Below are 17,794 nucleotides of genomic sequence, written 5' to 3'. Positions count from 1 at the left end.
AACCGATGTTTGCTCGAGGCAGAACGATCGAAGAACAACAAAATTCCCAGCAACAGAATCTATACCAACCGCACCCATAATTCAATTTTCAGATCAGACAAACCACCCGTTTTGTTCATTGAAAAAGCGCCACCGGCAATACCTAAAGGACACGCCGAATGTTCTGCCCAGCCCCCTCAGCACAGCTCCACCCAAAAACTCTAAGTGCCCAAAAAACTTAATTAAATTCCTTAAAATATGTTGACTATAATTGAGCCCCGAAAGAACTTAAAGCGGCTAAAATTCGCTGAGGTTGCATTATGTGTGGAATTTTTGGGATTATTTCTAAGGGTGGAGTCAAAACTAAGGAGCTTGCATTGCTGGCCAAGCATGCCGAACAGAGGGGCCGCGATTCATCCGGGTTGTATTTCTCCTCCGACTCTGATTACAAGCTCTACAGAGCAGATTTCCCAATCTCAAAACTACTGAAAAAGGTGACATTCAACGAAAGCAAATTCGTCATGGGTCACAGCCGCCTTATCACGAATGGTCTTGAAGATAATCAGCCAGTGTATAGAGACGGCGTCTGTGTCATTCATAACGGCATTATCGTTAACTACACAGACTTATGGAAACAGACAAAACGCCCACGCAAACAAGAAATCGATACGGAGATTATCACCGCTCTGATCGCCGACCACATTGAAGCCGGAAAAAGTGTCGAGGGCATCGGCAAAGATGTATTGGAGTCATGCAAAGGGGTGGTTTCAGTTGCGATTGGCCTACCGAAACTGGGCAAGCTTTACCTGTACTCAAACAATGGCAGTCTCTATGTCGGCAATAACGCTGGGGATACATACTTCGCCTCAGAACGTTTCCCGTTGAGCGAACTTCATTGCGAAAACATCGAGCAGATATTGAACAAGGGCATCGTGATTGATGTTCCTAAAAGCGCCAACGAAGCCAAAATTGAGAATTTCGAAGGAATCGCAAGAAACCTGATCCCCTCAATTGGCACCATTCAGGAAGAAGAGAACCTGTTGGAATATAAACAGTATAAGCTGCGTCGATGCACGAAGTGTATTCTTCCAGAGACAATGCCATTTATTCGTTTCGATCAGAATGGCGTCTGTAATTACTGCCATAACTACAAAACCAGAAATAAGCCTCGCCCAGTAGAAGAGCTGCTTAACCTTATGGAGCCGTACCGCCGAGAACACGGACAGGACTGCATCATTCCTTTTTCAGGAGGACGAGACAGCTGTTACGGGCTTCACCTGGTGGTTAAAGAATTAAAGATGAAACCCCTTGCCTACACCTATGACTGGGGGATGGTCACAGATCTGGGCAGAAGAAATATCAGCAGAATGTGCTCCCAACTTGGAGTTGAGAATATCATCGTCGCCGATGACATTTCCCTGAAACGTCGAAATATTGCCCGAAACCTGACAGCATGGCTGAAATCCCCTCATCTGGGCATGGTCAGCATTTTGACTGCCGGAGATAAGCATTTCTTCCGCCATGTAGAGACCGTAAAAAAACAAACTGGTATTTCTTTAAACCTATGGGGCGTGAATCCTCTGGAAGTAACGCACTTTAAAGCCGGCTTCCTTGGCATCCCACCTGATTTCGACGAAACTCGTGTCTACATGAGCAGCTGGAAGAAGCAGGTCGAATACCAAAAACTTCGGTTTAAAGCAATGCTTGAAAGCCCGGGATACTTCAACTCTTCACTATGGGACACTCTTTCCGGAGAGTATTACCGCAGTTTCGCGTCCAAGACCGACTACTACCATATTTTTGATTACTGGCGCTGGGATGAAAAAATCATCGATTCAACTCTGTTGAATGAATACGATTGGGAAAAAGCACCAGACACCAGCACTACTTGGAGAATTGGTGACGGCACAGCTGCAATCTATAACTATATCTACTATACTGTCGCGGGCTTCTCTGAACACGATACCTTCAGAAGCAATCAGGTGCGCGAAGGCGACATCACCCGAGAAGAGGCACTGGCATTGGTAGCGGACGAGAATCGCCCCCGTTATCCTAATATCAAGTGGTATCTTGATGCCGTTGGCATGGACTTCAAAGAAGTTATCAAGGTGATTAACAGTATTCCAAAATTGGCTTCCGAGTAGCCAACAAAAACAACCCTTAGGAGAGACGTTGAATCGTCTCTCCTAAGCTTTATTTTGCTGATTTTCTGAATTTATAAATGCAATCCAGGGTTTTTTTGAAAGAAGCTCAGCCACATCTTTAAGACCAAAATCTGGCTTCTGATCGTACAGTTCTTCATAAATTTTACACGCCATCGCATAGTCGCTCAAAAAATCAACTGTCAACCGAGGCAATGCCCCACTGAAGGCATTTCCAAACTTCAATTCGGCTACTTTGAAAATATTCGGATTCTTCCAAACATAGGTCGTAACGTGCTCGCGATCCCCGGCAAAAGTACTGTCGTGAAAAGCTCGCTCCAAGCTCTTGAAATCAACCACCTCAATGTTCGTACCCAAGGGCAAATCCCTAGTGACTGAGTAGTCTGCCCCTTTGCTCAAATGGAACTCGACAATTTCATCAATTGTCTCTGAACAAATGAATGGATTATCGCCAGTCAATCTGACTATCACATCAAGGCCACTTTCTTTAGCGGCAAAATAAAACCTACTCAGGACATCGTCTTCGTCCCCACGAAAGACCTTCGCACCAAACTTCTGGACGACAGGGACAATTTCGTCATTCAATTCTTGAGTTGATGTGGCGACAATAACTTCACTCAGCGTCTTTGCCTTTTGCACACGGCTGATGATCTGGCCGATCAAGGGTATTCCCTTATCATACGGCAAAGGCATCAGAACCTTGCCCGGCAGCCTGCTGGACCCCATGCGTGCCTGAAGAATTGCTCCTACTTTTTTTACCACGACGTCCATCCGCCATCGACGACAAAATTCTGCCCCGTGATATAGGAAGAAGCATCGGAACAAAGAAGGACAAAAACTCCCGCCAGTTCTTCTGGTTTGCCAATACGACCAAGAGGATTTCTGCTGCTTAAAGCCTGAATAAATTTCTCATCCTTCTGAACTTGTTCAGAAGGAAATGGGCCCGGCGACACTGCATTAACTAGGATATTATTTTTCCCCAGCAAACAGGCGAAATATTTTGTCACCTGAAGAACCGCGGCTTTGGCAGCCCCATAGTGCGGAGGGTTCGCACTTAAAAGATCTGGATATACTCTGAAATCCGGAGACACCATTCCATACATCGAAGAAAGATTTATAATCCTGCCGTGACCTTGTTTCTTGAAAAACGGAAGTATCTCACGAATGCATCTGTGAAGTGTCCCCAAGGTCCCCTCCAGACTATAGGCCCACTGCTCGTCCGTGACATGCTCAGGATCATTGCCTTTCATGAAGTAGGCATTGTTGATCAAAGCATCTATCCGTTGGAATTTTGAATAGACTTTTGCAAAGGCCTCAGCCACTTGCTGAGTAGAAGAAATATCAACGTTTTCAAAAAAAATATTGCCGTGGTCGCGGAACTTGCTTTCAAACTTGTCTTGATCGCGCCCCAGCACAACAACCTTACTCCCCGCTTCAAGCAGACCCAATGAGATCGCAGCCCCTAGATGTCCGTGGCCTCCGGTAATCACAATCACTTTTTCATTTAAAGACAAACTTTTCATAATTACTTCCATAAATAAGGAAGAATAAACTCTTCCCTCTGTTCTTTGAACTGCTTCAATTGCTCAAGATAAGGACTCAGCTCGTCGAGATACGTCTCTACGGCCAAGTTTAGCCTTAGATTCTTAATTGAGTCGACTCCGATAACGACATAGTCAATATTCGGATTAAGCACCGCGAAACCCAACAACAAAGCATACAAGGGTATCCCTGTTGTTTCAGAAAACATTCCGACAGCAGTCAGCTTATCTTTCAGATCATCAAAAAACGGAGATAAAGACGGCGGTTCTCTGAAGAATAGCCCCTGCAAGAACGCACTTCGGGCATGCACTTCAACCCGCGCTGACTTCAAACGAGCCAGCACTGAATCAAATCTTTGATCAAAAATATTATAAGGAATCTGGACAAGATCAAAGTCGACACCTTGATTCAGAAGCAATTCCGCCTGATCCGGATGATACAGAGAGAACCCGATCTTTTGGACCAGGTTCTTGTTCTTTAGCTCCCGCAGCCGATCCCACACTTCGGGGGCATCAACAAAGGTATTAAAGTCATGAAGGATATAACCGTAAATTGACTTGCGTTTCAAACGCGCAAGGGTCTCATGAAAGAACTCATCGACCCGCTGAACATCTTGTTTGGGAAACTTCGATATGACTTTGAAGTCAATTTTTTCAGCATCCAGGGCATCGCCCAATACCAGCTCGCTGTTACCATAGGCATACGCCGTATCCAGGACATTCCCACCGCGTTCGCAAAATAGCCTCAGGATATCCCTGACCTCGTCAAGGGGTACTTGCCCTCGGCTATTGTTGATCCCGTAAGCCATCCCAAACTGCGCAGATCCCAAAGCGAGTTTCAAAAAAGAGATCCTTCTAAACTTGGAAGTCAGGAGCAACGTGCAGCTTGATCTGCTGACGCAACTGCTCAACTGTTAACCAATCCGTGTTCTCGCCGGAATTATAACGGAAACCCTCAGGGACTTTATGAGCTTTAAAGTGCTCCATCCATTGCTGCATGTTCCACAACTGCACCATTGGAGCAATTACATAGTATCTGCCGCAGTCATACGTATTGAGAGAGTCAGTTTCTGTGATCATTTCCTCATGAATTTTTTCACCAGGACGAACCCCGACGAAATCCAACTTACAATTAGGAGCCACAGCTTCTGCCACATCCAGGATTCTATAAGAAGGAATTTTAGGAACGAAAAGCTCGCCACCCCAAGCGTTTTCGATCGCGTAAAGAACCATATCAACCCCTTCATCTAGAGTAATATTGAAGCGCGTCATTTTCTTATCCGTGATCGGCAAAACCCCTGTTTTCTTTTTATCCAAGAAGAAAGGAATCACGCTGCCTCTAGAACCCAAAACATTTCCGTAGCGAACCACAGAAAACTTTAAGTTTCTGCTACCCTTGATGTTGTTGGCGGCAACGAACAGCTTATCGGAACAAAGCTTGGTCGCACCATAAAGATTGATGGGGGCAGCAGCTTTATCTGTAGACAAAGCAACAACATTGGAAACGCCGCAGTCCAGAGCCGCATTAATGACATTTTCAGCCCCAAGGATATTAGTCTGAATACACTCCATTGGATTATACTCAGCAACCGGAACCTGCTTAAGGGCAGCCGCATGGACGATAATGTCGATACCTTCGCAGGCTCTTTTCAAACGCGCACCATCTCGCACATCACCAATAAAGAATCTCAAATTGGGGTACTTGTCTCTTGGATAAAGCTGCGACATCTCAAACTGCTTCAGTTCATCACGAGAGTAAATGACCAAACGTTTGATATCCGGGTATTTTTTCAAAGCATTTTCAACAAATCTTTTGCCGTAGGACCCAGTCCCACCTGTGACAAGAATTCTTTTACCGTTGAGCACATCTCCCCCTAATTCACCCAAAAAGACTTATCATGAGAACACCCAATAGGTACATTTTTAAAAACCCCAGTTTACACACAGCTTCATTAGTATTCCCTAGTCAAAAAAAACCTCTCTGTGGCAGAAAATAAGAATGACATCAAAAAGAGTATTTATTTCCGGCGCGCATGGACTCCTCGGCACAACTTTGACCAGAGAGTTAAAGAAAAAGAAGTACGAAGTCTTAACCGCACCCCAAACCACCGACCTTGCATCGGCTCTTACTTGTCATGAGATTCTTGACGAAACTCAGCCACAGCTCATCGTGAATCTAGCTGCATTGACCAATGTGGATGCCTGCGAGGATTTTCCGGAAAAGGCGCTGCAAGTTAATGCAATTGTAGTAAAAAACATCGCTGACTGGATTAAGAAAAACCCCGGCTGCCATCTAATCCAAATATCCACCGACATGGTCTATAATTCCCCGGGCTACAACAAGGAAGAGCAGATCTCCTGCCTCAACGAGTATGCAAAGTCCAAACTCAAAGGGGAGGAGTTTGCCATTGAGGTCGACGGAACCATTCTGAGAACGAACTTCTTCGGCCATTCCCTGGTTTCTCACCGCAAGAGCTTCAGCGACTGGCTCCTTCAGAGCTTTCAGGACCGAATCCCGCTAAAACTGCTGACCGATGTGGAATTTTCGCCTCTGAATATTGCCACCCTCTGCGATCAAATCGAAATCGTTCTGCAAAATCCGGTTTCTGGAGTTTTCAACCTCGGGGCCAGGACTGCTCTTTCCAAAAGAGACTTCGCGTATAAAATCGCGGAAGTTTACGGTTATGATATACAGAACCACAGTACAGATGTAACAATGGAATCTCTTATCTTTAAAGCGCCGAGACCCCACCATATGGCGATGGATGTATCAAAGTATGAAAGAACTTTCGGGGTCCAGCTGCCCACCCTTGAAGACGAGATTCAAAAACTAAAATCTGAAGAATGGAGATCTTCCTAAATGAAACAGTTTTCACCGCAAATAAAAATCAATGACAGCGTCATCAGCGCTGAGCATCCGACTTATTTCATCGCGGACATTGCGGCCAATCACGATGGAGATCTTGGTAAAGCCAAAGAATTAATTCACATGTGCGCGGAAGCGGGAGCCAACGCTGCTAAGTTTCAACATTTCACGGCAAAAACCATCGTTAGTGACAAAGGTTTTAAAGACCTGGGTGCGCAAAGCTCACACCAAGCAAGCTGGAAAAAATCCGTTTTTGAAGTCTACGCTGACGCATCTTTGAATCAGGATTGGACCCCCGCTCTTGTTGAAACCTGCAAAAAGGCCAAAATTGATTTCTTTACAAGCCCCTATTCATTTGACCTCGTGGATTATGTTGATCCATTTGTACCAGCCTTCAAAGTTGGCTCTGGGGATGTGACCTGGCTTGAGATCATCGAGCACATGGCGAAGAAGAATAAGCCTATGCTTTTGGCTTGTGGTGCCTCCACGGCCGATGAAATTCATACTGCTGTAATGGCATGCAGCAAGCACAACAAAGACATCGTGCTCATGCAATGCAATACAAACTACACAGCAAGCCTTGAGAACTTCAAATATATCCAGCTCAATGTTCTAAACACCTTCAAGAGCATGTACCCGGGATTGATTCTAGGCTTGAGCGACCATACACCAGGCCATGCAACTGTCCTGGGAGCTGTTGCCCTGGGGGCAAAAGTTATTGAAAAACACTTTACAGACAGCAATTCGCGCCCTGGCCCGGATCATAAATTCTCAATGAATCCGCAATCATGGCGTGAAATGGTTGAACGCACTCGCGAACTTGAAAATGCACTGGGCACAGGTGTTAAAAAAGTTGAAGAAAACGAGAAGGAAACAGTTATTCTTCAACGTCGATCTATTCGCCTCAAAAAGAATCTTAAGCAAGGCCATATCCTGACCAGAGATGACCTTGAAGTCTTACGCCCATGCCCTCATGATGCTCTCCCTCCTTATTTGCTGGAAAAAGTAGTGGGCAAATCTCTAAGTAAGGATCTTGGCGAAGGAGAGCACATTACGTGGGCATCTCTGAACGGGTAGTCATTGTTCCCGCCTATAACGAGGCGCGAACCATCGGCAAAGTAGTCTCCCAGCTTCAGCCCTTCGCCAAAGTCATTGTGGTAAATGACTGCTCTGCAGATCAAACTGCAGAGCTCGCGCGGGCTGCAGGAGCCGAAGTCGTAACCCATACATCAAACAAAGGCTACGAAGGCTCCTTGAATTCTGGATTTGAACGAGCTGCAGAAAAAGGCTTTCTTTACGCTCTCACCTTTGATGCCGATGGACAACATGAGGCTTCAATCGTTAATTCTTTTTTTGAGCCTTTGGAAAGCAACAGATGTGATCTCGTTTGCGGCGTCCGGCCTCATTATGCCCGTTTTGCAGAGCTCGTAATTGGCCAATACTTTAACTTGTTCTTTAAAGTTAAAGATCCTCTGTGCGGCATGAAGTCCTATAAGCTGGAAAGCTATCATCGAATTGGTTTTTTTGACAGCAAGAGGCTGGTAGGAGCAGAGCTTCTCTTGCGCTGTTTGAAAATGGGGGATCGGGTTATTCAAGTACCGGTTCCTATACATGAACGCGAAGACAAGCCTCGCTTCGGCAGCACGTGGAAAGCAAATATCAAAATCCTGAAGGCGCTTATTAAGGCAATATCAATTTAGAAGAAAATCAAGAAATCGGGTCATCGTGATTGATGACCCGACAGCTATTCGTCAATCAGCTTTCAACTTTCGCACATCGCGAACCCAGTTCAAAATATATTCCTCTTGAATAACACCTTTGACCAAATAACCCTTTTCAACAAGATCACTAAAGGAATTTTCGGAAACACCGCCAACAAGCAACGTTGGACATAAGGTTAAAGAGGGAACTCCCATATAGGCAGCTTCATAACTAACCATAGACATCATGGTTATATGTCCATCGCAACGACTTACCACGCTTGAAGCTGGTTTAAACGTCGATTCTTCCCATTCGCAGTTTGGAAATCTCTCTACGAGACTTTTCACAAGCGAAAAGTGTTTCTTGTACTTTTCCATATTGCGAATTTGAACGGGATGAAATCTGAAGCGCCATAGAACTTCATTCTGAGTTCGCGCTATGACATTAATCAATTCTTCAGGAATCAAGCCATTGGGCAAAATCCCCTTTAACTTACCAAGACAGTCAATTCCTTCGGCATATCCCCATTGCAGGGATACCAGAATCTCTTTCCCAAAAATTCTATCCGTATTTACTTTCCACTCTTCAGGCAGACTCTCTATTCTTTCAGAACTAAATCTGCCCAGGAATGGATGCTCTATCTGCCTGATTTTCACTCCCTGTGCCTCTAAAGGCTTAAAGGTGGCAGTGGATACATCATCCAAAGAAAGTATCTCCTGCGGCAGACACAACCGGTCCTTGTCGCCCCATCCCCAGGGCAAAGGACTATAGCCTATACCATGCAACAGTTCGGAATGCTTGATTCCAAGCTCATGGGCCGCCATACACAACTCATCTGTGCAACCGATAGTCACAATCCATTGGGGCTTTGCACGGGTGAAAATGTCTTTATAAAGTCTTTTTACCGAATCAAACTTGAATATCCTTTCGGCAATAACAGCAAACAAATAACTGCGATTCACGGCAATGGGATTTCCAAAACCTTTTTTGCCAACTAATTTGGACCAGGGATGCGCGACAGTAAGTGTCTTATAACCTTGAGACTCCAAGTTCTCTTTAAAGGAATCCAAAATAGGAGAATAAGCTTTTCCCTCTAAACTGAGACCGCGGTCATCATCATGGCACAACAGCAAAACATCGCATTTTTGAATAGCTCTTTTTGAATCTTTTAAGTTAATCACTTTAAAGACTTTAAGTTTTTGAGCAATTTGACCCAATTTACTCAGCATCACGCTTCCTCAAAAAATACAGCCATGGCATAGGATGCACTTTGTTTGCCAAAACCCAGGTCAAAACAAAGAAAACAATCTGCACAATCAAGAATGCTAACGCCGCCCCTTCGATCCCATATTTCAGAATCAAAAAATATGTCAAGGGAATACTTACAACTGCTGAAGAGAATGTTATCAAAGCTAAAAACTTGGTTTTTTCACTATAGAAAATATAGTTCGTCACAATATAGTAAAGGGCCGTAAACGAGTGACCCAGGCACATATAAAGAATCACACTCTTTGCAGAAGCAAACTCTTTACCCACCAACAAGGGCAGAACAGTTATCGCAACCACTCCCCACACCGCACCTAATAGCAAAAACAAGATCATCGCAATATACGATTTTTGTACCAGTTTGATCTTATCAATATTTTTATCCGACAGATTCTTCATCATCCACGGCGCATAAACCTTATTGAAAGACTCTGAAAGAAGAGCCATCGCCTGACCAAGCTGAAGACCCACGGTGTACACACCGACAGCAGCGACATCCACTATCTTGGAAATCATAATCCTGTCAGTGTTGTATATCACGAAAGCACCGACCGCATGAGGTATCAGCGGCACCCCGAACATCAAAGCATTCTTAATGTCGATTTTGGTGTTGGAAGGCCTGACCACATAACCGGACCTCCGCAGTAAATACAACGAAACCACTCCGAAAACACCAATAGAGGTGATTAATCCCAGCAGACGTCCGTCCCATGTCAAACCGGCCATAAAAATAAAGAACAGTGACAATCCGCAGTTGATAAAGGTTTGCGAAATCTGGAGGGCGCCGTACTCAACAGCGGAGCCCGAAACCATCCAAATCGCCAATCTTATGGTAATCAAAAACTGAAAAAAGGAAGCCCCTACAGCGACCAGCATCCACTTGTGTGGAAGGCCCAATGTCTCTTCAACAAACCCGCCAGCCAGCAGAACTACCAAAAAACTGACCACCGCGCTGGCCACCAGCAACAACAAACAATTGGACACATACTCGGCGAATCTACCGGGACTTAACTTAAAGTACTGAACATTGATAGCGCCATGCACACTGAGACCGACAAACGTATTTGTAAAAGAAAGAAACGTAGAGAACATGGCTACAATGCCGTAGTCAGTGGGCGAAAGAACCCTTGTTAGAATAGGCAGTAGCAAAAATGGGATTGCAGCATTAAGTATATTGGCAACTAAAAAAATGCTGCCTTTTCCGATCAATCTATTACTTAAAGCTAGCTTCATTGGAAAATGCCTTAACTATTTTTAAGTACAACCGGGCTCCTTGGTGATATTTTGGCCTTTAAGAATATACTTCGCACCGGTATGTATACAGACGGCTTGCCCCTCACCCTGCAGGGGAAGATCAAGCTGTTCACCAAACTCACTCATCCAGCCAATCTGTTTTGCTGGAACCCCAACCATCAATGCATAGGCTGGGACATCTTTGTTCACAACCGCACCAGCTCCAATAAACGCGTACTCGCCAATGGTAACGCCACACACGATGGTACAATTAGCCCCTAAAGTCGCGCCCTTCTTAACGTAGGTATTACGATACTCATCTTTTCGTTCAATCAAGGATCTTGGGTTGTAAACATTTGTGAAAACCATACTGGGGCCACAGAAAACACCCTCTTCCAGGTAAACATTGTCATAGACTGAAACGTTATTCTGGATTTTGCATCTATCCCCAATGCTGACTTTATTGCCTACAAAAACGTTTTGCCCCAATGAAACAGCTTTACCGATCTTTGCTCCGGAGCAAACATGCACAAAATGCCAAATTCGAGAGCCTTCACCAATTTGTGCACCCTGATCAACGATTGCTGATTCATGTTGATAAAAACCCATTATTTTACCTTTGCTAAAAACGGATGTGCCCAAGTTGGATCTGCAGTAACTGCAGCAGTTCGCAGCTTTTCAACTGTCTCAATTGCCGTGCGATTTTCCTGAAGTCCATAGCCTTTTCCAGCTAAGATGTTTTTATAACTTTCAGTGTGCAAATCGGTGAAACCATCCGAGAACTCAAGCTGTTCACCTTCGATAGTGATGCTACGATAAGTCAGTTTTTCACCCTGTACGGCATTATCAGGCAAATGTTTCGCATCAATTGAAAGGAACCAACGCACCCTTGCGCGTTCAAATTCCAAATAGCCCGCGCTGGTTTTATCATCGCGATAGTGCACTTCACTATTCAACACTTTTCCAAAGATGAAGTGAAGCATGTCATAGAAGTGAACACCAATGTTGGTAGCAACTCCTCCAGACTTTTCGTCAAACCCTTTCCAGGATTTCAGGTACCACTTCCCACGTGACGTAAGATATGTCAGGTCCACATCGAATACTTTGCCTTGTGGCGCTGCCGCCACTTTCTCTCGCAAAGCAATGATGGATTTATGAAGGCGCAGCTGCAGAATGGAATTAACCTTAGCGCCGTACTTCACCTCATACTCTGCAAGCTTGTTGATATCCTCTGCGTTCAGAACCAGCGGTTTTTCACAAATCACATCTATTCCATTCATCAGCGCAAATTTCATGTGTGGTGCATGGAGATAGTTGGGCGAACAAATAGATACGTAATCAAGCTTATTGCCCTTGAGCATTTGATCTTCGACGTAGGCTGCGAACTCTTCAAACTCGGTAAAAAACTCAGCTTCCGGGAAATGACTGTCCATGATCCCAACAGAATCATTTACGTCCATTGCAACAACCAGGTTATTGCCCGTCTCTTTGATCGCCTTAAGATGTCTTGGAGCGATATATCCAGCAGCTCCAATCAATGCAAATTTCTTCATATCCTACTTCTTCTTTTACAAACGGAATACGGTGAATCCGTATTCACTTAGTTCGTTGCGATCATAGATACTTTTAACATCAGCGATCACGGGCTTTTGAACTCGCACAAACTGGCGTAGTTCTTTGGCTGTCAGAGCTCTGAACTCCTCATGTCCAACTGCAACGACCAAACTGTCCACGGGGTTATTAGCATCGACATTTTCTAAAGAGATGCCATACTCATGCCTCACCTCTCGCACATCAGCCCAAGGATCGCAGACTGCAACTTCAATATTCCAATTCTTAAATTCTTTGACTAGATCAGCCACTTTGCTGTTACGAATGTCCGGACAGTTCTCTTTGAAAGTAATACCCAAAATGCCAACTTTGGCCTTGGTAATGTCGATCCCGTTCTGCACCATACGTTTAATCGTGGCCCGCGCCGTATAGCGCGCCATGTTGTCATTGATTCTACGCCCTGCCAAGATGATTTGTGGGTGATAACCCAACTCTTCAGCTTTGTGGGTCAAATAGTAAGGATCAACACCGATACAATGCCCACCGACCAAACCAGGACGGAACGGCAGGAAGTTCCATTTACTTCCAGCGGCTTCCAGTACATCCAAGGTATCAATCCCAAGTCGATCAAAGATCACGGAAAGTTCGTTGATCAACGCGATATTCAGATCGCGCTGGGTATTTTCGATTACCTTGGCAGCTTCCGCAACCTTAAGTGAGGCAGCCTTATGAGTGCCCGCGGTAATGATACTGCGGTAAAGCGCATCGACTACGTCCGCCACTTCCTCAGTGCTACCGCTGGTGATTTTTTTGATTTTCGTAAGAGTATTGACCTTATCGCCAGGATTGATTCGCTCAGGGCTATATCCCGCAAAGAAATCAACATTGAACTTAAGACCGGAAAGACGTTCCAGGATAGGAACACATACTTCTTCAGTGGCACCCGGATAAACAGTCGATTCGTAAATAACGATGTCGTTCTTTTTCAGGAACTTCCCCACTGTCTCGCTGGCCTTCTGCAATGGCGTCAGATCGGGACGATTCACATGATCTACAGGAGTGGGAACGGTCACAATAAAAATGCTGCAGTTTTTCAAATCTTCGGGGTTGCAGCTATAGGCAAGTTTTTTTGCCTCGACCAAACTGTCGCTTGTGACCTCCAGAGTGGAGTCCTTTCCCTCTTTAAGTTCACTAATTCGGGCAGCATTAATATCGAAGCCCAAAACGTCCCGCTTTTTTCCAAATTCCACAGCAAGGGGCAAGCCCACATAGCCTAGGCCGACAATGGCAATTCTTGCACTTTCATAGTTTGGCACGATTGTTCCTTTTTAGATACAAATGCGAACAAACTTATCAAAGTCTCTTTTGTAGTCAATAACTGTTTGCTGGAGCTGCCCCTGCGAAGACGGATCAATCCCCTCGCTATCCAAGACATTTTCAACTGCAAATTTCGAAGCAAACAACGAACCGATCAGCAGATCGGACCACCTTCGCTTACTCATCCAAATCACGACAAACACCCAGCTCGAAGCATCCTTGCAGGGCGTACATTCCCTACCAAATTGCACTATAAATAGGCTGACAAGGCTTTACGGTGCCGCATCAAGACGGCAGACCACCCTCTTTAATAAAGATCCTGCCACCTGTAAACGTTGACAATATGCTGACGAACGCCCAAGAATTCTACGTAAGAAAAATCACTTTTCCTGGAAAGACCTTATGCGCCAAGTTCAGCTTCAAGACGACGAGATTGACCTGTTTGACCTAATTCTGATTCTTTGGAAAAGAAAACTACTAATCTCCGTGGTCACACTACTGATTACCGCAATCGGCACTGCGTATGTTTATTCCAAAACACCGATATACGAAGCCAAAGCTCTGATTGAGATGGGCACTTACACTTCGGACAAAGGAGACACCGCAGCCATTGCAGATGCGACAGCCCTGGAGAAAAGACTTCACCTGCTTTTTATCGAAATTGATGGAACACTGGACAACAGGACCGCCGACATCACAAGCATATCTGCAGTGCAGGGCTTAAAGACATTTTTAGAAATTAAAAGCGAATCAACATCCAATGAATACGCCAAAGGCAAAATCATGGAAGTTCTGACCTACATTCAGGAAAAGCACAAAAAGAGTCTTGATTTGATTCTTTCAAACAGACAGGTTGAGTACAATAGCATCAGCGCTCAACTTGCAAAAATTGGGTTCAAGACAGATCAGCAGGCGACTCTGCTATACAAACTCTTAGAACGCAAAAATCAACTCGAAACACTGTTGCTTCCTCAGAACTACAGGAACACCGATTTGGTGGGAGACGTTCTTCTTCACAAGTCTCCGACTAGGCCCAAAAAAAATCTGGGCATTGCGGTCTCTTTCGCTATAGGTCTAATGACTTCAATAGTTCTGGCACTTCTGCTGAACCTTATCAAGGGCGCCAAACAGCAAACAAAATAGCAATTAGAAATTCAAATGAGGGAGCACAGCTCTGCTCCCTGTTAAAATGGCGCATTGCCGATTCTCTCTGAAATTACCCAGTGACACCTATTCATAAAAAATCTAAGCTATATCAATGTCCGCAACCAGATCGTCCATAATTTTAGCTCTCCTCGCATGTTTTGTGCCTCTTTCATTAGCACTTAATTTGTTTAATTTTTTTTGGATGGACGGTGTTTTTGCAATTGTCACGATCATTGCCTTCTCATTTTCTGATAAATCCTGGGTTGGCATCCGATCTACCTTTGGCTTCAACAATAAATTCATACTGGTTTGCCTTGGCGCATATCTTGGCTCTGGGGTCTTGGGTTACTTTTTCAACAGTCCCATGCAGCTACATGAGTGGAATAAGATCGCAAGTCTCCGTTGGATTTGGGGATTTTTTGCCTGCTATGCCGTAGGACACTTGCTCTCAACCCATGCCAAAAAATTGAATTGGTCTTTTTCAGCTTTAATCGTCATTTTGGCTTGGATTATTTATCGCCAGTACAATCTAACTGCGGGCGAATTCATCACACCCGATCACAGACTCCAGGGTTTTTACAGCAATCCCAATTATTTCGCCCTGGCACTAGTCCTAGTATGGGCAATGGTGCTTTCCTTTGTGCTTTATTCTAAGGATTGCCCCTCAAGAACCTCCGCCACTCTTGTGCTAATCATGGCGACTATTGCACTTATCGCCACTTACACTCGAACATCCTGGATCGGGATGATCTGCACATTGATGGTGGCACTTTTCTATACCAGAAATAAGAAAGCGATCACAATTTCCGGGATTACATTTGCCCTGTTCGCAGCGGCAGTTGTTTTTAACGTGTTTGAGCTTAAAGATCGGATTCTATACACTTTTGATTTTTCAGGGGTTAACTCCCAAATAGCGCGTCTTACGATCTGGAAAGTCTCTTGGCAGGTTTTCTTGGATCATCCACTATTCGGCGTTGGCTTTGAAAACGCGGCAAAATTGTTCCCCGCCTACTATGTAAAACTTGGCCACGCTAACGAATATGTTGTCGGCCATGCTCACAATCAGTTTTTGGATATTCTAGCTGGCGCAGGTATTTTTGGACTGGCAGGATATCTTGGGGCGTTTGGTGGGGGATTGGTTTTCTTCTACCATCGTTTCAAGAACACAGCGGAGCTTCATAAAAAACAAATATCTTTTGGATCTCTGCTTTGCATTGTGGCGCTATTTGCCTGTTCTTGGACTGAAACACCGTTCGTTCAGCACGAGGTGCGTAACTTCATCCTGATCCTGCTTGGCTTCTCGTACGGCTACCTTAACGGCAGCCCTAAAAAACAGTCCACCCCAAACGAACCGGTTTAACTAATCAAACAACCGGTCCCCGTAAATTTCCTCAGTAAAGTATTTCTTTAAGATCTCCGGATCGACCAGGTCTTCCGGAGATTTACGACAGGTATCCACCAGGTAGTTGTAATACGCATTCTGAATCCCAATCCGCTCAGACAAAATCCCCGGCAGACAGAAGATTGGACGCTGCTCGGTCTCGTTGGCAATCGCCTCTGCCACCCCTGCTTCTTTCAACCCATAACCCTTCACGTACATCGGCACTTTGCCGTAGACAATCTGCTGGGTGCGGTTCAAGGTCGAAAACTGGAAGGACTCGTTCCGTGAGCCACGGGCACTGAAATAATCATCATCGAATTCATGATGTTTATAGAATGAAATCGTCATCGCCGGCTTATGATCGCCAAAGATCACAAAGATCACCGGGCGGTTGTTCCTTTGCGCCAGATCCGCCGCCGCCCTTTGGAACTCCAAGAACTGCGTCACAGTTTTACCAAGCTTTTCCTTGTAAACCGCCTCGCCCCCGTCCCCGTCCGTATCAGCGTAGGGCCCATGAGTGTAAACCGAGATCAGGAAGGCAAAAGTTTTCTTCCCGGCCTTCAGGCTGTCAGCGTACTTGGTCAAAGCCAGATCAAACAGGACTTTGTCCTCTGGGTACTTGCTGCCATCAGACCAGCTCATGGAATCAGCAAAGAAGGATCTTTCAAAACCAAACTTCGGATGAACAATGTCGCGCTTCCAGAAAAACCCGTCATTGGCATGCGCCGACCACGTGTCATAGCCGTTTTCAGCAAAAATCCGCGGAACAGCGTCCGCCTTGGCAGCATACCTTTCTGCAAAGTACTGGAAATCGATCCCTTTGTACCGACGACTGGGAAGTCCGGTAAGAACTTCGAATTCCGCCTCGGCCGTCATCCCCCCATAAACTGGAGAAATCACCGTGGAATGAGCAAAGCCGTCTTTTTCAAGATCCGCGATCGGCGTGACAAAGCTGTCGTTGCTGCTGGTGTAGCAGGATTCACACAAAATCAGGAACACATCCGGTTCATTCTTGGCTTTCTTTGGATCAATCACAGCATTGAGGTCATCATAGGGAAGCTTTCCCTTGGCCGGAATCTGCCCCGTTGGCAGCGTCAGGAAGATGTGATTCAGAATGCCGTTTTCTTTCACGTTCGTGGCAAAGTTCCAGTCCACGTAAGTCACGCGCGCAAGCTTAAACAATGAACTGACTGGATTTGCCTGGGATTCCGTCGGATGACGCTCCTGTACGATGGACATCGCCACCATGAAAAAGACCGGCAAAAACAATAATTGTTTTTTCTTGAAGGAAATACCCTTCCAAATACAGAGCAAAAGTCCGATCACAATCGCGGGAATCACATAGTCAGTATAGCTTTTCAGGAAGAGCGCCTGCTTCCAGGCAAAGATATCTGAAGCCTCAAACGGAGAGTTCGTCAAAGCCATCTTCATCAGATGAATCCGAACCCCCAAGCACTCGATCAGGAAAATGAAAAAAGCCGCCGGATACGGACGCAGGAACGCCAGCACCGAAAAATACAGCAGCCACGGCATCAACAGCTTTACGATCAGAAGATATTTGAAGGCATAAAGCTGCAAAAGTGCGCTCAGCACACTCAAAATCAGCAATCCCCATAAAACCTGTTTATTCTGTGGCAATCTGAAGCGCATC

General features: G+C 45.2%; 16 protein-coding genes. 6 read left to right on the top strand and 10 right to left on the bottom strand.

The window, feature by feature from the left end:
- The first annotated feature begins 299 nt into the window (after window positions 1-299).
- A complete protein-coding gene (locus ACZ520_RS07765) occupies window positions 300-2,123 on the top strand; it encodes a glucosamine 6-phosphate synthetase (RefSeq protein WP_464127898.1) in 1,824 nt (607 codons plus the stop codon).
- Between the two features lie 42 nt (window positions 2,124-2,165).
- On the opposite strand, the gene ACZ520_RS07760 is transcribed toward ACZ520_RS07765, so the two are convergent.
- From ACZ520_RS07760 to pseB, 4 genes are read right to left on the bottom strand one after another with little or no spacing between them, the layout of a single operon-like run.
- Window positions 2,166-2,903, bottom strand: coding sequence for a cytidylyltransferase domain-containing protein (locus ACZ520_RS07760; protein WP_464127897.1), 738 nt, complete (start codon window positions 2,901-2,903; stop codon window positions 2,166-2,168).
- Window positions 2,897-3,664 carry an SDR family oxidoreductase gene (locus tag ACZ520_RS07755; RefSeq protein ID WP_464127896.1) on the bottom strand — a complete coding sequence of 256 codons (768 nt, stop codon included), beginning with the start codon at window positions 3,662-3,664 and terminating at the stop codon, window positions 2,897-2,899. Before ACZ520_RS07755 ends, ACZ520_RS07760 begins: the two co-directional genes overlap by 7 nt.
- A gap of 2 nt (window positions 3,665-3,666) precedes the next feature.
- On the bottom strand, window positions 3,667-4,524 hold the full coding sequence (locus ACZ520_RS07750; RefSeq protein WP_464127895.1) for an aldo/keto reductase: 858 nt from the start codon (window positions 4,522-4,524) through the stop codon (window positions 3,667-3,669).
- 13 nt (window positions 4,525-4,537) lie between these two features.
- Window positions 4,538-5,548 carry a UDP-N-acetylglucosamine 4,6-dehydratase (inverting) gene (gene pseB / locus ACZ520_RS07745; RefSeq protein ID WP_464127894.1) on the bottom strand — a complete coding sequence of 337 codons (1,011 nt, stop codon included), beginning with the start codon at window positions 5,546-5,548 and terminating at the stop codon, window positions 4,538-4,540.
- A gap of 133 nt (window positions 5,549-5,681) precedes the next feature.
- On the opposite strand from pseB, the gene ACZ520_RS07740 reads away from it, so the two are divergent.
- Genes ACZ520_RS07740 through ACZ520_RS07730 form a run of 3 tightly spaced genes read left to right on the top strand, consistent with a single transcriptional unit; the run spans window position 5,682 to window position 8,248 of the window.
- Window positions 5,682-6,542, top strand: coding sequence for an SDR family oxidoreductase (locus ACZ520_RS07740; RefSeq protein WP_464127893.1), 861 nt, complete (start codon window positions 5,682-5,684; stop codon window positions 6,540-6,542).
- Entirely contained in the window at window positions 6,543-7,625 is a 1,083-nt protein-coding gene (locus tag ACZ520_RS07735; protein ID WP_464127892.1) for an N-acetylneuraminate synthase family protein, read from the top strand.
- Complete coding sequence (locus ACZ520_RS07730) at window positions 7,604-8,248, top strand: glycosyltransferase family 2 protein (protein ID WP_464127891.1); 645 nt, start codon at window positions 7,604-7,606, stop codon at window positions 8,246-8,248. The genes ACZ520_RS07735 and ACZ520_RS07730 overlap by 22 nt, the downstream gene beginning before the upstream one ends.
- Before the next feature lie 51 nt (window positions 8,249-8,299).
- Here the strand turns inward: ACZ520_RS07730 and ACZ520_RS07725 are convergent, their stop codons facing one another.
- Genes ACZ520_RS07725 through ACZ520_RS07705 form a run of 5 tightly spaced genes read right to left on the bottom strand, consistent with a single transcriptional unit; the run spans window position 8,300 to window position 13,615 of the window.
- Window positions 8,300-9,478 (bottom strand): hypothetical protein, encoded by a 1,179-nt coding sequence (locus ACZ520_RS07725; RefSeq protein WP_464127890.1) that lies wholly within the window; start codon window positions 9,476-9,478, stop codon window positions 8,300-8,302.
- Window positions 9,468-10,748, bottom strand: coding sequence for a lipopolysaccharide biosynthesis protein (locus tag ACZ520_RS07720; RefSeq protein ID WP_464127889.1), 1,281 nt, complete (start codon window positions 10,746-10,748; stop codon window positions 9,468-9,470). The genes ACZ520_RS07725 and ACZ520_RS07720 overlap by 11 nt, the downstream gene beginning before the upstream one ends.
- Window positions 10,749-10,769: 21 nt before the next feature.
- The gene (gene wbpD / locus ACZ520_RS07715) at window positions 10,770-11,357 is read right to left on the bottom strand and encodes a UDP-2-acetamido-3-amino-2,3-dideoxy-D-glucuronate N-acetyltransferase (RefSeq protein WP_464127888.1); all 588 of its coding nucleotides are present in this window, start codon (window positions 11,355-11,357) and stop codon (window positions 10,770-10,772) included.
- Window positions 11,357-12,301, bottom strand: a complete 945-nt coding sequence (locus ACZ520_RS07710) for a Gfo/Idh/MocA family oxidoreductase (RefSeq protein ID WP_464127887.1) — start codon at window positions 12,299-12,301, stop codon at window positions 11,357-11,359. Before ACZ520_RS07710 ends, wbpD begins: the two co-directional genes overlap by 1 nt.
- 15 nt (window positions 12,302-12,316) lie before the next feature.
- Window positions 12,317-13,615: a nucleotide sugar dehydrogenase gene (locus ACZ520_RS07705; RefSeq protein ID WP_464127886.1), complete on the bottom strand. Its 1,299-nt coding sequence runs from the start codon at window positions 13,613-13,615 to the stop codon at window positions 12,317-12,319.
- 403 nt (window positions 13,616-14,018) lie between these two features.
- Here ACZ520_RS07705 and ACZ520_RS07700 point away from each other — a divergent pair, with 403 nt between their 5' ends.
- Entirely contained in the window at window positions 14,019-14,759 is a 741-nt protein-coding gene (locus ACZ520_RS07700; protein ID WP_464127885.1) for a Wzz/FepE/Etk N-terminal domain-containing protein, read from the top strand.
- A 115-nt stretch (window positions 14,760-14,874) separates the two neighbouring features.
- Window positions 14,875-16,122 carry an O-antigen ligase family protein gene (locus tag ACZ520_RS07695; protein WP_464127884.1) on the top strand — a complete coding sequence of 416 codons (1,248 nt, stop codon included), beginning with the start codon at window positions 14,875-14,877 and terminating at the stop codon, window positions 16,120-16,122.
- Here ACZ520_RS07695 and ACZ520_RS07690 read toward each other — a convergent pair whose 3' ends face one another.
- Window positions 16,123-17,793: an LTA synthase family protein gene (locus ACZ520_RS07690; RefSeq protein ID WP_464127883.1), complete on the bottom strand. Its 1,671-nt coding sequence runs from the start codon at window positions 17,791-17,793 to the stop codon at window positions 16,123-16,125. It lies immediately after the preceding gene.
- Between the last annotated feature and the right edge of the window lies 1 nt (window position 17,794).

This window comes from Bdellovibrio sp. BIS2, from assembly GCF_055398295.1.
Note: the sequence above shows the minus strand (reverse complement) of the source record. Positions and strands in the feature narration are given on the sequence as shown.

What these genes read in the sequence shown, in the direction of transcription:
- ACZ520_RS07755 (WP_464127896.1), bottom strand. Translation starts at nt 3,664, where the DNA reads ATGAAAAGTTTGTCTTTAAATGAAAAAGTGATTGTGATTACCGGAGGC.
- ACZ520_RS07690 (WP_464127883.1), bottom strand. Translation starts at nt 17,793, where the DNA reads ATGCGCTTCAGATTGCCACAGAATAAACAGGTTTTATGGGGATTGCTG.
- ACZ520_RS07710 (WP_464127887.1), bottom strand. Translation starts at nt 12,301, where the DNA reads ATGAAGAAATTTGCATTGATTGGAGCTGCTGGATATATCGCTCCAAGA.
- ACZ520_RS07695 (WP_464127884.1), top strand. Translation starts at nt 14,875, where the DNA reads ATGTCCGCAACCAGATCGTCCATAATTTTAGCTCTCCTCGCATGTTTT.
- ACZ520_RS07720 (WP_464127889.1), bottom strand. Translation starts at nt 10,748, where the DNA reads ATGAAGCTAGCTTTAAGTAATAGATTGATCGGAAAAGGCAGCATTTTT.
- ACZ520_RS07735 (WP_464127892.1), top strand. Translation starts at nt 6,543, where the DNA reads ATGAAACAGTTTTCACCGCAAATAAAAATCAATGACAGCGTCATCAGC.
- wbpD (WP_464127888.1), bottom strand. Translation starts at nt 11,357, where the DNA reads ATGGGTTTTTATCAACATGAATCAGCAATCGTTGATCAGGGTGCACAA.
- ACZ520_RS07740 (WP_464127893.1), top strand. Translation starts at nt 5,682, where the DNA reads ATGACATCAAAAAGAGTATTTATTTCCGGCGCGCATGGACTCCTCGGC.
- ACZ520_RS07725 (WP_464127890.1), bottom strand. Translation starts at nt 9,478, where the DNA reads ATGCTGAGTAAATTGGGTCAAATTGCTCAAAAACTTAAAGTCTTTAAA.
- ACZ520_RS07765 (WP_464127898.1), top strand. Translation starts at nt 300, where the DNA reads ATGTGTGGAATTTTTGGGATTATTTCTAAGGGTGGAGTCAAAACTAAG.
- ACZ520_RS07700 (WP_464127885.1), top strand. Translation starts at nt 14,019, where the DNA reads ATGCGCCAAGTTCAGCTTCAAGACGACGAGATTGACCTGTTTGACCTA.